General features: G+C 31.1%; 19 protein-coding genes. 3 read left to right on the plus strand and 16 right to left on the minus strand.

What is annotated here, in order from left to right:
• The first annotated feature begins 42 nt into the window (after positions 1-42).
• The 3 genes from ltaE to B3J31_RS09895 all read left to right on the plus strand — a co-directional run bounded on the left by ltaE (position 43) and on the right by B3J31_RS09895 (position 2546).
• Entirely contained in the window at positions 43-1071 is a 1029-nt protein-coding gene (gene ltaE / locus B3J31_RS09885) for a low-specificity L-threonine aldolase (RefSeq protein WP_346873963.1), read from the plus strand.
• A 210-nt stretch (positions 1072-1281) separates the two neighbouring features.
• The gene (locus tag B3J31_RS09890; protein ID WP_346868314.1) at positions 1282-2412 is read left to right on the plus strand and encodes a sodium ion-translocating decarboxylase subunit beta; all 1131 of its coding nucleotides are present in this window, start codon (positions 1282-1284) and stop codon (positions 2410-2412) included.
• The gene (locus tag B3J31_RS09895; protein ID WP_346868315.1) at positions 2412-2546 is read left to right on the plus strand and encodes an OadG-related small transporter subunit; all 135 of its coding nucleotides are present in this window, start codon (positions 2412-2414) and stop codon (positions 2544-2546) included. The genes B3J31_RS09890 and B3J31_RS09895 overlap by 1 nt, the downstream gene beginning before the upstream one ends.
• Before the next feature lie 57 nt (positions 2547-2603).
• On the opposite strand, the gene B3J31_RS09900 is transcribed toward B3J31_RS09895, so the two are convergent.
• From B3J31_RS09900 to B3J31_RS09975, 16 genes are all read right to left on the minus strand, one after another.
• Entirely contained in the window at positions 2604-3359 is a 756-nt protein-coding gene (locus B3J31_RS09900) for a nucleoside phosphorylase (RefSeq protein WP_346868316.1), read from the minus strand.
• 27 nt (positions 3360-3386) lie between these two features.
• On the minus strand, positions 3387-3896 hold the full coding sequence (locus tag B3J31_RS09905) for a DNA topology modulation protein (protein ID WP_346868317.1): 510 nt from the start codon (positions 3894-3896) through the stop codon (positions 3387-3389).
• Positions 3897-3952: 56 nt separating this feature from the next.
• Positions 3953-4474, minus strand: coding sequence for a GNAT family protein (locus B3J31_RS09910; protein WP_346868318.1), 522 nt, complete (start codon positions 4472-4474; stop codon positions 3953-3955).
• 60 nt (positions 4475-4534) lie between these two features.
• A complete protein-coding gene (locus B3J31_RS09915) occupies positions 4535-5908 on the minus strand; it encodes a GNAT family N-acetyltransferase (protein WP_346868319.1) in 1374 nt (457 codons plus the stop codon).
• 79 nt (positions 5909-5987) lie between these two features.
• Positions 5988-7565, minus strand: coding sequence for a GNAT family N-acetyltransferase (locus B3J31_RS09920; protein WP_346868320.1), 1578 nt, complete (start codon positions 7563-7565; stop codon positions 5988-5990).
• 16 nt (positions 7566-7581) lie between these two features.
• A complete protein-coding gene (locus B3J31_RS09925) occupies positions 7582-8079 on the minus strand; it encodes a GNAT family N-acetyltransferase (protein ID WP_346868321.1) in 498 nt (165 codons plus the stop codon).
• Positions 8076-9143 carry a hypothetical protein gene (locus B3J31_RS09930; RefSeq protein ID WP_346868322.1) on the minus strand — a complete coding sequence of 356 codons (1068 nt, stop codon included), beginning with the start codon at positions 9141-9143 and terminating at the stop codon, positions 8076-8078. The genes B3J31_RS09925 and B3J31_RS09930 overlap by 4 nt, the downstream gene beginning before the upstream one ends.
• Positions 9144-9208: 65 nt before the next feature.
• A complete protein-coding gene (locus B3J31_RS09935) occupies positions 9209-9478 on the minus strand; it encodes a hypothetical protein (RefSeq protein ID WP_346868323.1) in 270 nt (89 codons plus the stop codon).
• Positions 9479-9613: 135 nt separating this feature from the next.
• Positions 9614-10132, minus strand: a complete 519-nt coding sequence (locus B3J31_RS09940; RefSeq protein WP_346868324.1) for a GNAT family N-acetyltransferase — start codon at positions 10130-10132, stop codon at positions 9614-9616.
• 33 nt (positions 10133-10165) lie between these two features.
• Entirely contained in the window at positions 10166-10963 is a 798-nt protein-coding gene (locus tag B3J31_RS09945) for a class I SAM-dependent methyltransferase (protein ID WP_346868325.1), read from the minus strand.
• A 70-nt stretch (positions 10964-11033) separates the two neighbouring features.
• Positions 11034-11915: an aminoglycoside 6-adenylyltransferase gene (locus B3J31_RS09950; RefSeq protein ID WP_346868326.1), complete on the minus strand. Its 882-nt coding sequence runs from the start codon at positions 11913-11915 to the stop codon at positions 11034-11036.
• Between the two features lie 34 nt (positions 11916-11949).
• The gene (locus B3J31_RS09955; protein ID WP_346868327.1) at positions 11950-12543 is read right to left on the minus strand and encodes a GNAT family protein; all 594 of its coding nucleotides are present in this window, start codon (positions 12541-12543) and stop codon (positions 11950-11952) included.
• Between the two features lie 82 nt (positions 12544-12625).
• On the minus strand, positions 12626-13099 hold the full coding sequence (locus B3J31_RS09960) for a GNAT family N-acetyltransferase (RefSeq protein WP_346868328.1): 474 nt from the start codon (positions 13097-13099) through the stop codon (positions 12626-12628).
• 11 nt (positions 13100-13110) lie between these two features.
• The gene (locus B3J31_RS09965) at positions 13111-13938 is read right to left on the minus strand and encodes a DUF2785 domain-containing protein (protein WP_346868329.1); all 828 of its coding nucleotides are present in this window, start codon (positions 13936-13938) and stop codon (positions 13111-13113) included.
• 48 nt (positions 13939-13986) lie between these two features.
• Positions 13987-14556 (minus strand): GNAT family N-acetyltransferase, encoded by a 570-nt coding sequence (locus tag B3J31_RS09970; RefSeq protein WP_414632870.1) that lies wholly within the window; start codon positions 14554-14556, stop codon positions 13987-13989.
• A gap of 6 nt (positions 14557-14562) precedes the next feature.
• A complete protein-coding gene (locus B3J31_RS09975; protein WP_346868330.1) occupies positions 14563-15432 on the minus strand; it encodes a hypothetical protein in 870 nt (289 codons plus the stop codon).
• Positions 15433-15511 lie beyond the last annotated feature (79 nt).

Here is a 15511-nt window from a genome sequence, read left to right on the forward strand (position 1 = left end):
AAAAAATTTTACACTACCTTATGACGTAGGGGGGATATATGTATGAAATTTATCGATTTAAGAAGTGACACTGTAACAGAACCAACGGAAGCTATGAGAAAGGCTATGTACGAAGCTACTGTAGGTGATGACGTATATGGAGATGATGAGACTACTGTAGAACTTGAAAAATATGCTGCAGAACTTGTAGGCAAAGAAGCTGCACTATTTGTTCCTAGTGGAACCTTTGGGAACCAACTTTCATTACTTACTCACTGTAGACAAGGGAATGAGGTTATTCTAGGAAATGACTGTCATATAGTTTGTCATGAAGTTGGAGCAGCATCAATTATTGCTGGAGTTCAACTTAGAACCTTAAATAGCAATAAGGGTGAACTTTCACCTAGTGAAATAGAAGCAACCATAAGAAAAGAAGAAGATATCCATTATCCTGATACAGCCTTAATATGTCTTGAAAATTCTCATTCAAATGGAAGAGTTATTTCTCTAGAAAATATGGCTGAAATAAGAAAAGTTGCTAATAAACATAACTTACCTATTCATCTAGATGGTGCAAGATTATTTAATGCAGCTGCTTATCTTGATGTAGATGTAAAGGAAATCACTAAAAATGTAGATACAGTAATGTTCTGCTTATCAAAAGGACTTTGTTCTCCTGTAGGATCTATTTTAGCAGGTAGCAAAGAATTTATTGATAGAGCTAGAAAATATAGAAAACTAATGGGTGGTGGCTTAAGACAATGTGGTGTAATAACTGCTGCTGGGCTTGTGGCATTAAAAGATATGAGAGAAAACCTAAAAGTAGATCATGAGAAAGCTGTATACTTATCTAAAGAACTAGCAAAACTTCCTGGATTTAAAGTAATGGAAGATAACCTACACATAAATATGGTATTCTTTGAACTACCTACTTCTATAAATTCTCAAGACTTAGTTCAATACCTTTTAGAAAGAGGTATAAAGGTTTGTGATATAGAAGATGGCTTAATGAGATTTGTTACTCACTACTGGATTAGTTATGAAAACATAGATTTTATTATAAAAACATTAAAAGATTACTTAACTACTTAATGATTATATTTTAACCTAAGGTTGTAGGTTAAGTGCTTATTCTATTCACTTTTAACTATAACCTAGGTTATTTTTATGTTATATAAATACAATTATAGAAATTATGTATACGTTGTAGTAAAATTATGTTGTTGTAATAAATATATTGGGGAATACTATTTTATTATAACTACACTGGCAAAATATTTAACTTATATGGGAGGATTAATCATGGAATTTCTACTGAAGGGCATAATGTCCGTCACCTGGCAACAACTAATAATGTGGTGTATAGGTGCAGGGCTAATATGGCTTGCTATTAAAAAAGGTTTTGAACCGGCACTTTTACTACCAATGGGGTTTGGTGCAATTCTTGTAAACTTACCGCTCTCTGGAGCTGTAACTCAACTTATTAATGGTCATGAAGAAATCGGAATAATAGACAATTTATTTAATATGGGTATAGCTAATGAGCTATTTCCACTTATTTTATTCATAGGTATTGGAGCTATGATCGACTTTGGTCCATTGCTTACAAATCCGAAAATGCTTTTATTTGGCGCTGCAGCTCAGTTTGGTATATTCTTTACCATTTCTTTAGCGGCACTAATAGGATTTTCATTAAAAGATGCAGCTTCCATCGGAATTATAGGAGCTGCTGATGGACCTACTTCTATCTTTGTTGCAAACTATTTTAAAAGCAACTACATAGGACCCATAACCGTGGCCGCCTATTCTTATATGTCTTTAGTACCAATTATTCAACCAGCTGCTATCAAGCTAGTAACTACTAAAAAAGAGAGACAGATAAAAATGAAGTACAATCCTAAATCTGTTTCTAAAACTACAAAGATATTATTTCCAATAATAGTTACTGTTATAGCTGGTCTTATTGCACCAACCTCTGTAGCTTTAATAGGTTTCTTAATGTTTGGTAACCTAATTAGAGAATGTGGTGTTTTAGAAAGGTTATCCAGCACTGCACAAAATGAATTAGCTAACTTAGTAACCTTACTTTTAGGAATTACTATAGCTTCTAAGATGAAAGCTGAATTCTTTGTAACCTCTCAAACCTTTATGATTATAGGTCTTGGTCTAATTGCCTTCATATTTGACACTATTGGTGGAGTTTTATTTGCTAAATTTATAAATCTATTTGCAAAGGATAAAATTAATCCAATGGTTGGAGCAGCTGGAATATCAGCATTTCCTATGTCCGCTAGAGTAATCCAAAAAATGGGTCAAAAAGAAGATCCGCAAAACTTCTTATTAATGCATGCAGTTGCAGCTAACGTATCTGGACAAATAGGATCTGTTATAGCTGGTGGATTAGTTCTCTTCTTAATCGGAGGTGGCATGTAATGAATATAAATATAGAGTTATTCATGAAAAGTTTAATTGTAATGGGTAAAGGTATGGGCGGAATATTTGTAGTAATGCTTATAATATATTTATCTATTAAAGGATTAGGCTCCATATTTAAAGGTGAAGAATAAAAGAGAGTTCTAAGTTTTAGGGGGAGTAAAGACTCCCTCTAATGCAAAGAACTCACTTTATATATTACTCGCAATTTCAAAGGCTATCATCATATATCTTTCTCTTTCACTTAAGTCTAAATTACCAAGAATTCTTTTTTCCCACTTTTCACTATCTAAGTTATCTGCTGAGTATAGAAATTGAAAAAACTCTACTCCTCTAAACTTGCACATAGCTGCTAGTGATGCACATTCCATATCCACAGCAATACAACCTTCAGCCTTTCTTTTTTGCATATTTCCTATGGTTTCCCTATAAATTGCATCAGTTGTCCAAATTTTCCCTTTAACATAGGGAATTTGTAAATTATCTAATATACTTGCCAATTTATCAGCCTTTTCAATAGTTACATAATCACTTGGCTTCATATAGTGATAACTTACCCCTTCATCTCTATATGCATCAGTTGGAACAATTAAATGTCCAGCTGTAATATTTTTATCTAATGAACCACAAGAGCCATATACTATAACCTTCTCTGCTCCCATAGCTATAATTTCTTCAAGGGTACCTGTTGCAAAGGAGCCTCCTACTGGAGTCATATAAAATCCTATATCCTTGCCCTTGTAATTCATCTTATAAATAATTATGTCACCATTTACTGACCTTGTAACTCCTACTTGAACTACACCTTCTAACTTTGAAAAAACATCCATTACTTTATGAGAAAAAGTGGCTATTACTACTTTAGGAAAACCTTCAATTTTCTCTATTACTTCTTTTGGATTTATTATGGACTCCATGCACTCATCAAAACTATGAATTATACTCATTCTTTCATCTCCTTTACATCTTTCATACTAACTTTCTTTTAAATTCTTAAGAAGTTCATCTACTTCTCTTAGATTATTAAGTACTATTATCTTTTTGTCTTCATAGTTTTTAAGCTTTTCTAAAATCTTAGGTCTTTCATTTTTATTGAACTTCAATACCCATTTAACAAACTCTAAATCTAGCTTTTCTTCACATCCCTCTGTCATATCTGGCCTTTTCTTTCCTTTGAACATAAATCTTCTCTTTATAATTCTATAGGTGCAAAGTAGAGTTGACATATTAAGAAATATTATTGTATCTGCTGAGTTTAACCTTATATCCATAGTTGATCTATAGTTTCCATCTATAATCCATTGATCATTATCAGCTAATTCTCTTACTACACTCTCCCATTTACCCTTTGGCGTCTCTATCCAACCCGGGTTCCAATACATAGTATCTAGATGATATACAGGAAGATTTAATATGTTTCCTAACTTACGTGAAAATGTAGATTTACCTGAACCACCACTACCTATTACAGCAATCTTATTCATATTTATCGATATTCTCCTTATCCTTAATAATTTATTCCATGATAAGCACTATACTATTAAATGCCCTTATCTAAGGATAAGTAAACCAATTCTTCATCATCTCTAACCTTAGTCATTCCGACCTTATTTAATAAATTAATAGAGGGCATATTATCTCTTAAGCATTCTGCCGTAATTACCTTCACAGATTCCTGAGAAAATGCCCATTCTATCAAAGCATTAACTGCTTCATAGCCATACCCAAGCATTCTTTTGCTTTCAACTATGTTATAACCAATTTCAATTTCTCCAATCTCATTTGGACAGCCTTTAAATCCACCATCACCAATTATGGTATTGTCAGCCTTATCAATAAAAATCCAAGGTCCATATCCATCAGGAAGTTTCTTTTCTAGCTGAGCCTTAAATATTGGTAACGCAGGCATTATATCGGAGCTTGGCCATTCTTCATTAAAATTTACACCTATATGATCATATGCATTTATATCATTTTTTAAGACTTCTGTTATAAGTCTAAGTGACATTGTTCTAATAATTAATCTCTCCGTTTCAATTCCTATAACTTGGTTTAAAATCATAATTATCTCCTTTAATACTTTATAAAATCAAAACCACATTCCTTATATAATTTAATGACACTAGCATTCCTTGGAATTACTTCTTGAATAAAGTTCCGCCCATGCTGGGAAAAACCCTGAATTTATAGCAATATTCTGTGAGTGAAAATGAGATTCCACCGTTCCATAAAAAGGAACCTTTCCTCTTTTTAAAATCTCATTTTTTAAAAGTTTAACTAAGGTTGTTCCTATCCCCTTACCTCGATTACCTGGCAAAACATCAATACCTATTTGCCACATGGTTTTACTATCTGCACTGGCACCAGCCATACCAATTATTTCATCACCATCCCAAGCAGAAACTGCAAGCATATCAGGATGATTTTTATCAAAGGCAAAAGCTTCTCCAAATCTTTCATCACCATCAAACTGCAAAATATCCTCTTGTTCATACCACTTTATATTATAGCTAGGTTTATCTATTTCTTTGACATCTGGATTGGGTAGATAATAATGGTGAACATCTGCTATTTCATGATCAATCTCTTGCAACTTTTTATCCATAACTCTCAATTTGGGATATTCAAAAAGCCATGCTGCATCTTCATTAATAAGTTTTTCCTGAAACCATGACATCAATGTATCAGTTGTACTGATAATTGCTTTGTTTCCAAAACATAGTATTTTAAGAGCACATCCATCATTATCATAAATTCTTCTACCTTCAACAAGTTTATTCTCAACTATTGTATTTACTTCTTTTTCAAAATCAGCTACCTTACAGCTATAATCTAAGGCTAACTGAGTCTTAGCAATTTCTATAATTTCATTTTTTGTATACATATCAATATTCTCCTTTATATTCATAGAACTTTCTCTATTATAACTTCTACTTTCACTATTCCATTCATCTTTTAATATGGCATATATCGCTAAATCATAAAAGCCTCTTTTCTCACTGAAACTAGCTTGTCTTAATGTTCCTTCATACTTCATTCCACTTTTAGCCATTACCTTTCCTGATGCACCATTTTTAGTATCATGAAGTGCTACTATTCTATTAAATCCAACTTCAGAAAATAAATAATCAATCACAGCCTTCAATGCTTCAGTCATTATGCCCATATTCCAATATTTTCTTGACATACAATAGCCTACTTCACAGGAATAGTGCTTTTCATCCATCCTCACTAAAGAAATTTCACCTATAACTTCTCCAACATCTTTTAACACAATAGCCCAATTATAGTTATCATCATTTTCATATTCCAAAGTCCACTGTTTTATAATTTCTTTAGTTTCTTCTACATTATCATGGGGCTTCCAAGATAAAAATTTTGTTACTTCACTATCTGTTGCCCAGTTTTTAAACATATCATTGGCATCTGCAACTTCAAGCTTTCTTAGTAAAAGCCTATCTGTATTTATTGTTTGTGTTCCCCTATGCGTCACCATATAAATTTCCCCTTTTGATTTAAATTCCTTTATTTTCTTCTACTATTGTTTTACTACCATAATATATAAAATATAATTATTATGAATGACTATTATATAATTTATAATAATCAAACTTACACATTTCACCATCATATAGTACTACTCTGTCGTCAACATAATTAAATCCAAGTTTATTAATCACAGTTTTAGATGAAGTGTTCTCTGGCTTTACGATTGCAGTTAAAGACTTTAATTCAGTATTTTCAAAAACCCACTGAATTAGCGCTTTAGCTGCTTCTGTTGCATATCCATTCCCTTGGTAGCTATCAGAAATACCATATAAAATCTCAACTTCATTATCTATTTCAGCTTTTGCATGAACTCCCACAACACCAATACATTTATGCTCCACCTTATATTCAATTGCCAATATTATAAAAGGCTCATTTACATTAAACTTTTCATTTAGCCAATTTATCCAAGAAAGTGCTTCTAACTCATTATGCAAGACCATATCAGACAGCCAGTAAGACACATTGGGTTGTTGACTATAATATACTGCATCCTTTACATCGGATGGTAAAAATGGTCTTATAATTAGATTTTCTGTTTCTATACTAATATTTTCATTTATAAAATTAATCCATTCTTTTTTAGTAAAGTTAGAACATATACCATAAGTTTGAAGTGTAGTAATATAACTTTTAATTTTTATATAGTCTATAGTAATTTTCTTATGCTTCATAATTGTCATGATATCAATTGTTTTTTTAACATCATTAGATTTTATATAACAGTAAAGACAATCCCATATCAAACATTCTTCAATTTTATATGCATCTTCTAAATATTCACCCCATTCATGCCACTCTACTTCAGATAAATCCTTTAAATTTTCAATTGGAGGATATGAAGAAAATGAATAATAATAATTACTGCATGTAAATCCTAAATTTTCAGCTAATGCTATAGAACCTTTATTTGAATCTACACAAAGCCACTCAATTTTTTCGTATCCTTTAGCAAAGCACCCACTAATAGTTGCAGATGCAACTATTTTCCCAAAACCATTTTTTCTATATCTTTTATCTGTATGGATTCCAATTGCAATTTTCTTATCAAAACTACAATCACTCAATGACCAGCTTACAATTGTCTTATCATTACGTACAAAATACCCCACACCACACTCCTCAAAATTTTCATCATTACCCCAATTTTCAATCCATTCTAGCAATTTTTCTGAGTTTTCAAAGGAATTTTGTCTTAATAAAGATATATCTACTTTTTCTATTACATACCCTTTTCTCAAAGTTGTATCACATTCCACAAACTCATCACGAGAAAGAACATAGCGTCTTCTTTTATATTTTCTAATGAACTGATTCCTATGAATTATTGGTATTTTATCCATCCATTCCCCTGAATCTGGAGTTAATTGATCCCAAAAATCCAATTTTGAAGACACCTCAGAATTAAATACTTCATCATTGGAACTACCTGTAATTAAATTACACTCACTAGTTTTTATCAATGCTGCTGATGGATTATCAATGTTGTTTACATATATCTCTCCAGGCATATCTCCATTGATAACAGTAAATACAGACAACTCATTCTGAGATTTAACTAAAGGTATTATTTTCTTAAATTCTTTACTATTCAATTTAATCATATAGTCTCTCCTTTGGTTATTCTTCATTTATTTTTGCATATAGCAAATTATCATAATAGTTATTCTCAAACTTCATAACCTTTTTTAATAATCCCTCTTTTTTAAAGTTATTCTTTATTGCCACTCTTTCACTTGCTCTATTTTGTGGATCCATACGAATTTCCAGTCTTATTAACTCCAAATTATTAAAAGCAATATTTTCTAACCTCTTTACAACTTCAGTTGCAATGCCCCTGTTAAAAAATTTTTTATCTATAAAATAACCTATTTCTCCAACGTGAGGACTATCTTGAAATATTTTTATATTACATCCACCAATCACAGCATCTTCATGAATAATTGAATAATTATACTCAAGATTATTTTCTCTTTTATACTCTCGTCTCTCAATCCATTCTCTCTCTAACTCAATACTTTCAGGTATTGTTGCATAATAAAATTCAAACTTTCCTTCTGTAAGTATTCTAAAGAATTCCTCAGTATCTTCTATTATTGGATACCTCAAATTAATCATAAAATTCCTCCTAAATACATTTTTTCAAATTCATCTAAATTTTTGTAACATTTAGTCTCCATGCCAAGTGTTTCATAGTTCTTTTTATATTCTTCCATTGAATTATCAAATTCTTCTGCTGATAAAGCTAAGTTATCTGGAGTGATATTTTTCATTAGGTCTGTTCTAGCAATATCGTATTTACTGTACATTTCGTCATAGAATTGTTGGCAACTGGCAGCTGTCATCAATGATAAATAGGTATCACCCTTTTCAGCAGCATGATACATTTTATTCTTCCAATTAGAATAAATTTCTTCATATGTGCCAATAATATCAGCTTGGGAGATTACCTTTTTTGAAATAACTTTATCCTTCATTTCCTTTGCAAAATCTTTTAGTGCTTTCATTAACATTGTTGATGATTCTTTAATCTCTTGAATACTTGCCGCTTTGATTAAATTCCAATATAATTCATTAAAACCTATGGGAAGATATTTCATTGTAGAAATTTCTTCTGGGACTCTTTTAACACCTCTTTTTACATATGACTTATTATACATATAAATAGCAAACTCAATATAATATAAAATACTTGCTGCCTCATATCTACATTCGCCGTATTTATTACTCAGCATTATATTTCCATATCCTTTCACTGCTTCATTGACAAAATTTTCAGCCTTCTCAATATCTTCTATTGAATATTCTTCATTTAGTTTATTTATAACAACTGATCTTAATTTCATATATTTCTGCATGTACTTCTCATCATTACAGTAAACAATATCTAACTCTATTAGTTTTGTAATATAGGGATCATTATATTTTGACATTTCCTCGAGTCTATTCCACGGAGTACAATATATATCAAAAGCTACATCCTCAATGATAAAGCACGATGCAACTTTCCAACCACTATCATCATTAATAACGATACATAAGTCTAAGTCGGATTTTTCATAGATATCACCAGAATGGAACGAACCGGCAATTCCTATTAATGCAATGGAGCCTGGACATACATTTTCTGCCTTTTTGATAATAGCTTCAATTATTCTATGGTTTCTTTCCTGCAATTTCATTTTTATATATGCTTCCATAAATTCTCCCTCCAGTAATTAGTAAACATTGTTAAATTCGCAATACCCTATAATCCCCATTCCTCAATAATACTTACTTTCTTGTTTGTAGCATCAAGTTCAATCTCACACCCTATTGGTAGGGTAAACATAGGATGTGTATGGCAACAATCAAAGTCTGCGATAAATGGTAGTCTTTTATCTCCCAACACTTCTAATAATATTTCATATGGTTTTCTACCTGTCTTTAAGTCGTCAAACAACTCATGTTTTCCAAGGATTATTCCCGAAATTCTATCAAATTCATGTAAATTCCTCCTGTCAGATAATAACTTCATTCCTTTAATTCTTGTAGACTGTATCTTTCATATTATTTATATCACTATAGTTCATATATCATATACCAATTAAATAGATATCTTAAATAATATACTTTTCCATAGCTATCTGTGGTAAAAAGAAGTCCTCTCCTCTTAAAGTTCTATCCAATATCTTAATACTTCCTTACCTGATTCCTTTGAAATTACAGTGTTTTCTAACCTTCCACCATTGTACTCAATTATCTTTTTAGAACCAATATTATCAAAGTCACATGTTACTAAAACTGTTCTATGTCCTAGCACCCTTGCTTTTTCCAATATTAAATTTAATATTAACTTTCCATATCCCTTTTTTCTATACCTTGGTGATATATCATAACCAATATGTCCACCTTCTTCATAGTTTGTCTCATTAAGCTCATATCTTAATCTAACAGTTCCTAAAATATCCTTGTTTTCATTTAAAAGCCACCATTCTGATGATGCAACGTGTCCCACTTCTAGATTAACTCCTTTTTCCCTCTTCTTAAGATAATCTAAATAGCTTTTAAAATCATAATTTGCTCTAGAATACCTTCTATCAATCACATCTTCCTCATTTTTATTATAGTCATTAAACATTTCAATAAATTTTTCTTCAAGACAAAGGTCTGGCTGTATCAATTCAATCATCATTTACACCTCAATTCACAATGAATTTAATATTTACTTCTCTGCTACAAATAAAAGGTGATTACTTGTACCTAAAAACTCAGGCTTTTCACAGCAATAATAATGATAGTTAAGCCACTTACTATAACTTTCCTCATCCATATTATTTATTTTATCTTCCAAAAGTTCACTTAATCCATCTGCAGCAATCTCTGACGTAACTTTTAAGTCAGATTCTCTTAATAGCTTTCTACACTGGTCTACTGTATGGAAAACAAAAGGAAAGTCTACAACTTTAAAGGTGTCATGATTATAGTTATTTCCCTTTAAAAAATCTTCTTCATAGAGCATAGTTTCCGTAGTAATAACCATGTCATTTGATATAAATGCAAAGAACATCTTTCCATCCTTCTTACAAACTCTTTTTACTTCTGCTATGCACTTCATCCTATGTTGAATTTTTGACAAATGATATAAGGGACCAAAACATAATACAATATCATAAGTTTTATCTTTAATCATAGATATATCCATTGCATTACCTTGAAATACTTCCATGGACATTTGAGAATCAACTTTTCCCTTTATTTGCATAACATGTTTTTCAACTAGCTCAATGGCAGTTACATCAAATCCCTTTTTTGCAAAGTACAAGCTATATTCTCCTGTTCCAGCTCCTAAATCAAGTATTTTCATACCTGGTATAAGATTTTTTTCAATCTGCCTTACTGTTGTTAAAAACTCCACTTGCCTTGCCTTTGTAGATAATCTTGAACCTTCATCAAAAATATCATAAAGAGCTGAAACTCTATCATCTTCCTGTTCTATCTTTGAAATATCCTCTATCTTCATCTAAATACCACCTTACCTAAAATTGTGAGTCTGCCCCTTTGTGATTTTAAAAATTAAGGCTAACTTATAATTAATATATTTCTGTAGCATCCCTCGGTAATTCTTTGATATGCTTTATAAACTCAAAGCTTCTTTTAGCTTCTTCATAATTATATTCATATCCAAATATTTTACCTACTTCAGGTGCAATCTCTTCAAATAACTGGCATGTTGTAATTAATGCATTCCAAGAGGAATCATAATCACTCATATTAAAGGTACTCATTAACCTTGTCCATACATCTAAATCCAAATATTCTTTTAAATATTTATTTGCTTTCCCTATACTTACTTTAAATTCTGTTTGAATACCAACCTTCCAAGATAACATAGTTAATAATTCTTGTCGTACATAACTATTCATTACTTCTATTATAAATAGAATTTCTTCCCTCCAAAGTCCCTTTGCACAGTATGGTGCTACCCACCAAAAATTATTACATCGACTAAAATATTGTCCATAGGTAGGTCTTTTAACCCAATAATCTTCATCAGTTGTTGATGGTATTTGTGGTAAACAGCTGTCTTTATCAAGTAAAGGAACAGTTAACTTATCTTTTCCATATTCCTTTATTAGCATCTCCATAGGCTGAATATGCAAGTCAATTCTATTTCCATCTGTAAACTGCATTAAATAAGTATAACCATTTTTAAAATCAACATCTATTCCTTGCATTTTATCAAGCTTATCAGGTTCTTGGAAAATAATTGGCTCACCAAAAACACTTGTCCATCCTTCATCTCTCAGAAAAGATTCTGTTTCAGTAACTACATAAACAATGTCATAGTCCTGAAAAATATCTTTTTTCACATTAGGGTTTGCCCGAGAACCATTCATATAAACAGCTCTAATTCGGCTATCTCTATTTGCAACACCTAATATTAAATCAAACATTTCCTTTTCATTTCTCATAAAATTTTCTCCTATATTTATTTAATATAATTGCTTATGATTTATAATCCTTCTTTAATATAGCTAATACAATATCATCCACAAACTCACCTTTCATAATGGTTCTTTCTCTAAAAATACCCTCTTGAACAAAGTTTGCTTTTTTTAGAGCTTTTACAGAAGCTTCATTACCAAGGGTTACAGTAGCTTCTATTCTATTAAAGTTCATTACTTCAAACCCGAATTTCACCAAAACCTTTATAACTTCAGTTGCATATCCTTTATTCCATTCATCACGATTAAAGCCATATCCAATCTCGCTTCTTATTGAATCATCATCAAAGCTCCCTAAATTACAATATCCAATGATTTTATTATCATTCTTTCTTGCTACACCCCATGTAATCTCTTCTTTATTTTTAAATTCATTTTTGTAATGATTTATTATGGATAGTGCATCATCTTTAGTATTAATGGGTGTAAACCAATCATATTTAGCAACTTCAGGATCACTATAAATCTTAAATATCTCTTCTACATCTTCTGGATTTACCTCTCTAAATATTAATCTATCAGATTCTAATTCTGGAAATACCTCAAAGCACGACTTGTCAATTTTCATTTCATTCATAATATTATGACTTGTCACTTAGTATCACTCCTCTTTTTTTTAATTAGGCAAGTTCGAACTATCTTATAATTTTCAAATTACTTCTAGTAAATAATCAATCTTATATTTTACATATCTTTTCATAACTAACAAGTGTCATTCTTTCATTTATCGGTATTAGATCACCAACTTTTTTATATCCTAATTTTTCGTATAGATGACAGTTGCCCTTTTCCTGAAGTATTGTATCTAAAATCCACTTCTGTGCTTTAGGATAATAACTTTCTATTTGTTTCAATGCTTCTTGTGCAATTCCCCTATTTTGGTATTCTGGAAGAACACATAAAGCTGATATCTTATAAGTCATTTTCGCTAATTCTGTTACTCTAACCCAGCCAACATTAACGTCGTTCAGTTTAAAAATATAAGCTGTAGTATTGGCTCTATCCATCTTTTTTTTAACCATATCAATACTTTCCATTGCAGGATTTACATCATAATCATGATATTTGTCAAGCAATTGTTTAAATGACCTTTTTTGTATAGCATGGACAACATCTGCAATATCACTTGAAATCTGCATCACCTTTAGCATTTCTACTCCTCCTATTTAAATCTACTTATTTCATTCAATACTTCTCTAGCTGTATTTGCAATATTCTCATATTTAGGTATATCAATTAGTCTAAAGTACAGGCTTTTCAAAAATATATTTACATTAAAATCAATGACCAAATCTTCTGGATATCTTCCCACTTTTTCTATTTTGTTGAACCCCTTAACCCAAGCTTCTATTTCTTCTATTGGTATTATTTCTCTTTCCAATATAGATTTAACAGCTGTAATTATACGTTCATCCTCAAAATGAATGTAACCATAATAATTTATATTTATCTTTTTATAAAATGCATCTAGTATATTTTTTAATCTCTCATATCCAATTTCTTCACATCTAGCAAATTCATCAAGAGCATCAGCACCATGGGCAGCTCCATGAGCCCATCCTTTAACTTCTATATATCCTCTAACATCCTTATCTTCATTATAAAATTTCAAAAGAGTATCGAAGGCCTTTTCCATATCACTTTTAGATAAGAACTTATCCCTTCTATGTCTATAGATGCATGCTGCAACTATTTCACTTGAAAAGGTTCTACAGAAAACCGAATCATCAATGTTACCTAAACCCTTAAGAATATGATTTTCATCTAAAGCTATCCACAATAGCTCATTAACCTGCTTCCCTGATAGCTGATTTTCATATATCCAAGTAAATAAATTGGAAAGTATAAGATCATCACGCAATTCACTATCAATATCACCTATATTATCCATCATTTTTAGGGATAACTCATATGGATCTACACCTTCTGGAACTTTATATTCACTTTCCTGTATACTCTTTAACAATTGTTTTAATTCTTGTTTTTCCAACTTATATTTCTCCCCTTTGACCTTTTATTAAATCCCCGTAATACCTATTTAATCTATATATAAATCCATAAGAATTTCATCATCATAAATTCCATCTATGTTAAAGAAGTTTCTATGAACTCCCACTTTTTCAAATCCAAGCTTCTCATAAAGATGTTGAGCTTTTATATTGCTAGCTTTAACACCTAAACTTATAGTTTTTATAGTCTCATGCTTCTTAGCAAAGTCTATTAATACTTTCATAACTGTAGTGCCAATTCCCATGCTCCAGTATTCTTTTTTTACTGAAATAGCTAATTCACTATTATGGGCTATTCTTTTTCTATTGGGAGCACTAACTTGAGAAACACTAACTATTTGATTATCTATAATACCTAGGAGCATAAGATCATTATTATTTTCATTTATATTTTTAATATACTCCCTCTCCTGTTCTACAGTAAGTCTAAACTCATTCTTACCAAATAGAAGGTTATCACTTTCTCCACCAACTATATTTAGATACTCAATCATAGCCTCTGCATCCTCTTCTGTTGGTTTTCTTAATATGAGCACCTTGTCATTTTCTAATTTTACTAGCTTTAATATGTCATCCTTCATACTCATCACTTCTTTCATTTACCCTTATGCTTCTAAAAATCTTAAAACTTCTTTTTCTATATTCACAAAATCCATAGCTGCTATATCTTCCACGGTATATCTCTTACTTAACTCACCTATCAGCTTAGCTCCTAAGAAATACCCCACATCACTGATACCTAAAACTTTGAACCAATCACCATAAAAGTCTCTAGTTCCTTTTTCTTTGTCCTTTAAAGCTTCTACATATTTTAATTTAAGTTCTTTTTCTAACTCTTCACAGTCAATGCTCCACTGCTCTCCCCTAGAATCAACGATACTCTCTCCTAATACTTGTTGAAAATATTGGGCAAAGCCTTCCTCATATATATTCCAGATTCCTTCATTATACTTACTCTGATCTACCTGCTTTGGTAATTTTGATTCACCTCTTATTTGAAAGTGAACTACATGACAAAGTTCGTGACAAACTAAAGCATCTATTTTCTCCTCCTGTTGCCATCCAAGCTTTGCAATCTTATCAACACCAAAGAGCATAGCTCTTTTCCCCTCATATTCATCTACCCATCCAGCAGAATTTAATAATCCCCTATATAGCACTATATTTATATCCATTTCAATATGAAATATAGCCTTAACTTTTTCTTCTATACCATTAAAAGTCTTTAAAAGATTCTTATAGCCTTCTATCATATTAGGAAAGTCCTCCTCAGACCTATTAAATACCATAGTTAGCCCCATTTTCTTCCAGTTATACCCTTCTGATTCATAGTCTTCTTTACATTTTCTCCCCATCTCTGGAAAATTACTATTGTAAAACTTCTCCCATAACTCCATCTTTTCCTTAGGCTCTTTATTTAAGTTTTCTTCCATAAATCCCTTATAATCCTTAAAAGTATCTATAATGTTTATCATCATAAGTCACCTAGCTTTCTAAAAATTCTAAAAATTACTCTCTCTCTTTAATCCCTACTGAACAATTCTATAATCAAAA

The organism is Clostridium sp. UBA5988, from assembly GCF_002435615.1.
GTDB classification, from domain to species: domain Bacteria; phylum Bacillota; class Clostridia; order Clostridiales; family Clostridiaceae; genus Clostridium_J; species Clostridium_J sulfidigenes.

What these genes read in the sequence shown, in the direction of transcription:
- ltaE (WP_346873963.1), top strand. Translation starts at nt 43, where the DNA reads ATGAAATTTATCGATTTAAGAAGTGACACTGTAACAGAACCAACGGAA.
- B3J31_RS09950 (WP_346868326.1), bottom strand. Translation starts at nt 11,915, where the DNA reads ATGAGAAATGAAAAGGAAATGTTTGATTTAATATTAGGTGTTGCAAAT.
- B3J31_RS09960 (WP_346868328.1), bottom strand. Translation starts at nt 13,099, where the DNA reads ATGCTAAAGGTGATGCAGATTTCAAGTGATATTGCAGATGTTGTCCAT.
- B3J31_RS09915 (WP_346868319.1), bottom strand. Translation starts at nt 5,908, where the DNA reads ATGGTGACGCATAGGGGAACACAAACAATAAATACAGATAGGCTTTTA.
- B3J31_RS09895 (WP_346868315.1), top strand. Translation starts at nt 2,412, where the DNA reads ATGAATATAAATATAGAGTTATTCATGAAAAGTTTAATTGTAATGGGT.
- B3J31_RS09905 (WP_346868317.1), bottom strand. Translation starts at nt 3,896, where the DNA reads ATGAATAAGATTGCTGTAATAGGTAGTGGTGGTTCAGGTAAATCTACA.
- B3J31_RS09935 (WP_346868323.1), bottom strand. Translation starts at nt 9,478, where the DNA reads ATGAAGTTATTATCTGACAGGAGGAATTTACATGAATTTGATAGAATT.
- B3J31_RS09945 (WP_346868325.1), bottom strand. Translation starts at nt 10,963, where the DNA reads ATGAAGATAGAGGATATTTCAAAGATAGAACAGGAAGATGATAGAGTT.
- B3J31_RS09975 (WP_346868330.1), bottom strand. Translation starts at nt 15,432, where the DNA reads ATGATAAACATTATAGATACTTTTAAGGATTATAAGGGATTTATGGAA.
- B3J31_RS09890 (WP_346868314.1), top strand. Translation starts at nt 1,282, where the DNA reads ATGGAATTTCTACTGAAGGGCATAATGTCCGTCACCTGGCAACAACTA.
- B3J31_RS09900 (WP_346868316.1), bottom strand. Translation starts at nt 3,359, where the DNA reads ATGAGTATAATTCATAGTTTTGATGAGTGCATGGAGTCCATAATAAAT.
- B3J31_RS09925 (WP_346868321.1), bottom strand. Translation starts at nt 8,079, where the DNA reads ATGATTAATTTGAGGTATCCAATAATAGAAGATACTGAGGAATTCTTT.
- B3J31_RS09930 (WP_346868322.1), bottom strand. Translation starts at nt 9,143, where the DNA reads ATGAAATTGCAGGAAAGAAACCATAGAATAATTGAAGCTATTATCAAA.
- B3J31_RS09940 (WP_346868324.1), bottom strand. Translation starts at nt 10,132, where the DNA reads ATGATTGAATTGATACAGCCAGACCTTTGTCTTGAAGAAAAATTTATT.
- B3J31_RS09910 (WP_346868318.1), bottom strand. Translation starts at nt 4,474, where the DNA reads ATGATTTTAAACCAAGTTATAGGAATTGAAACGGAGAGATTAATTATT.
- B3J31_RS09970 (WP_414632870.1), bottom strand. Translation starts at nt 14,556, where the DNA reads ATGAAAGAAGTGATGAGTATGAAGGATGACATATTAAAGCTAGTAAAA.
- B3J31_RS09920 (WP_346868320.1), bottom strand. Translation starts at nt 7,565, where the DNA reads ATGATTAAATTGAATAGTAAAGAATTTAAGAAAATAATACCTTTAGTT.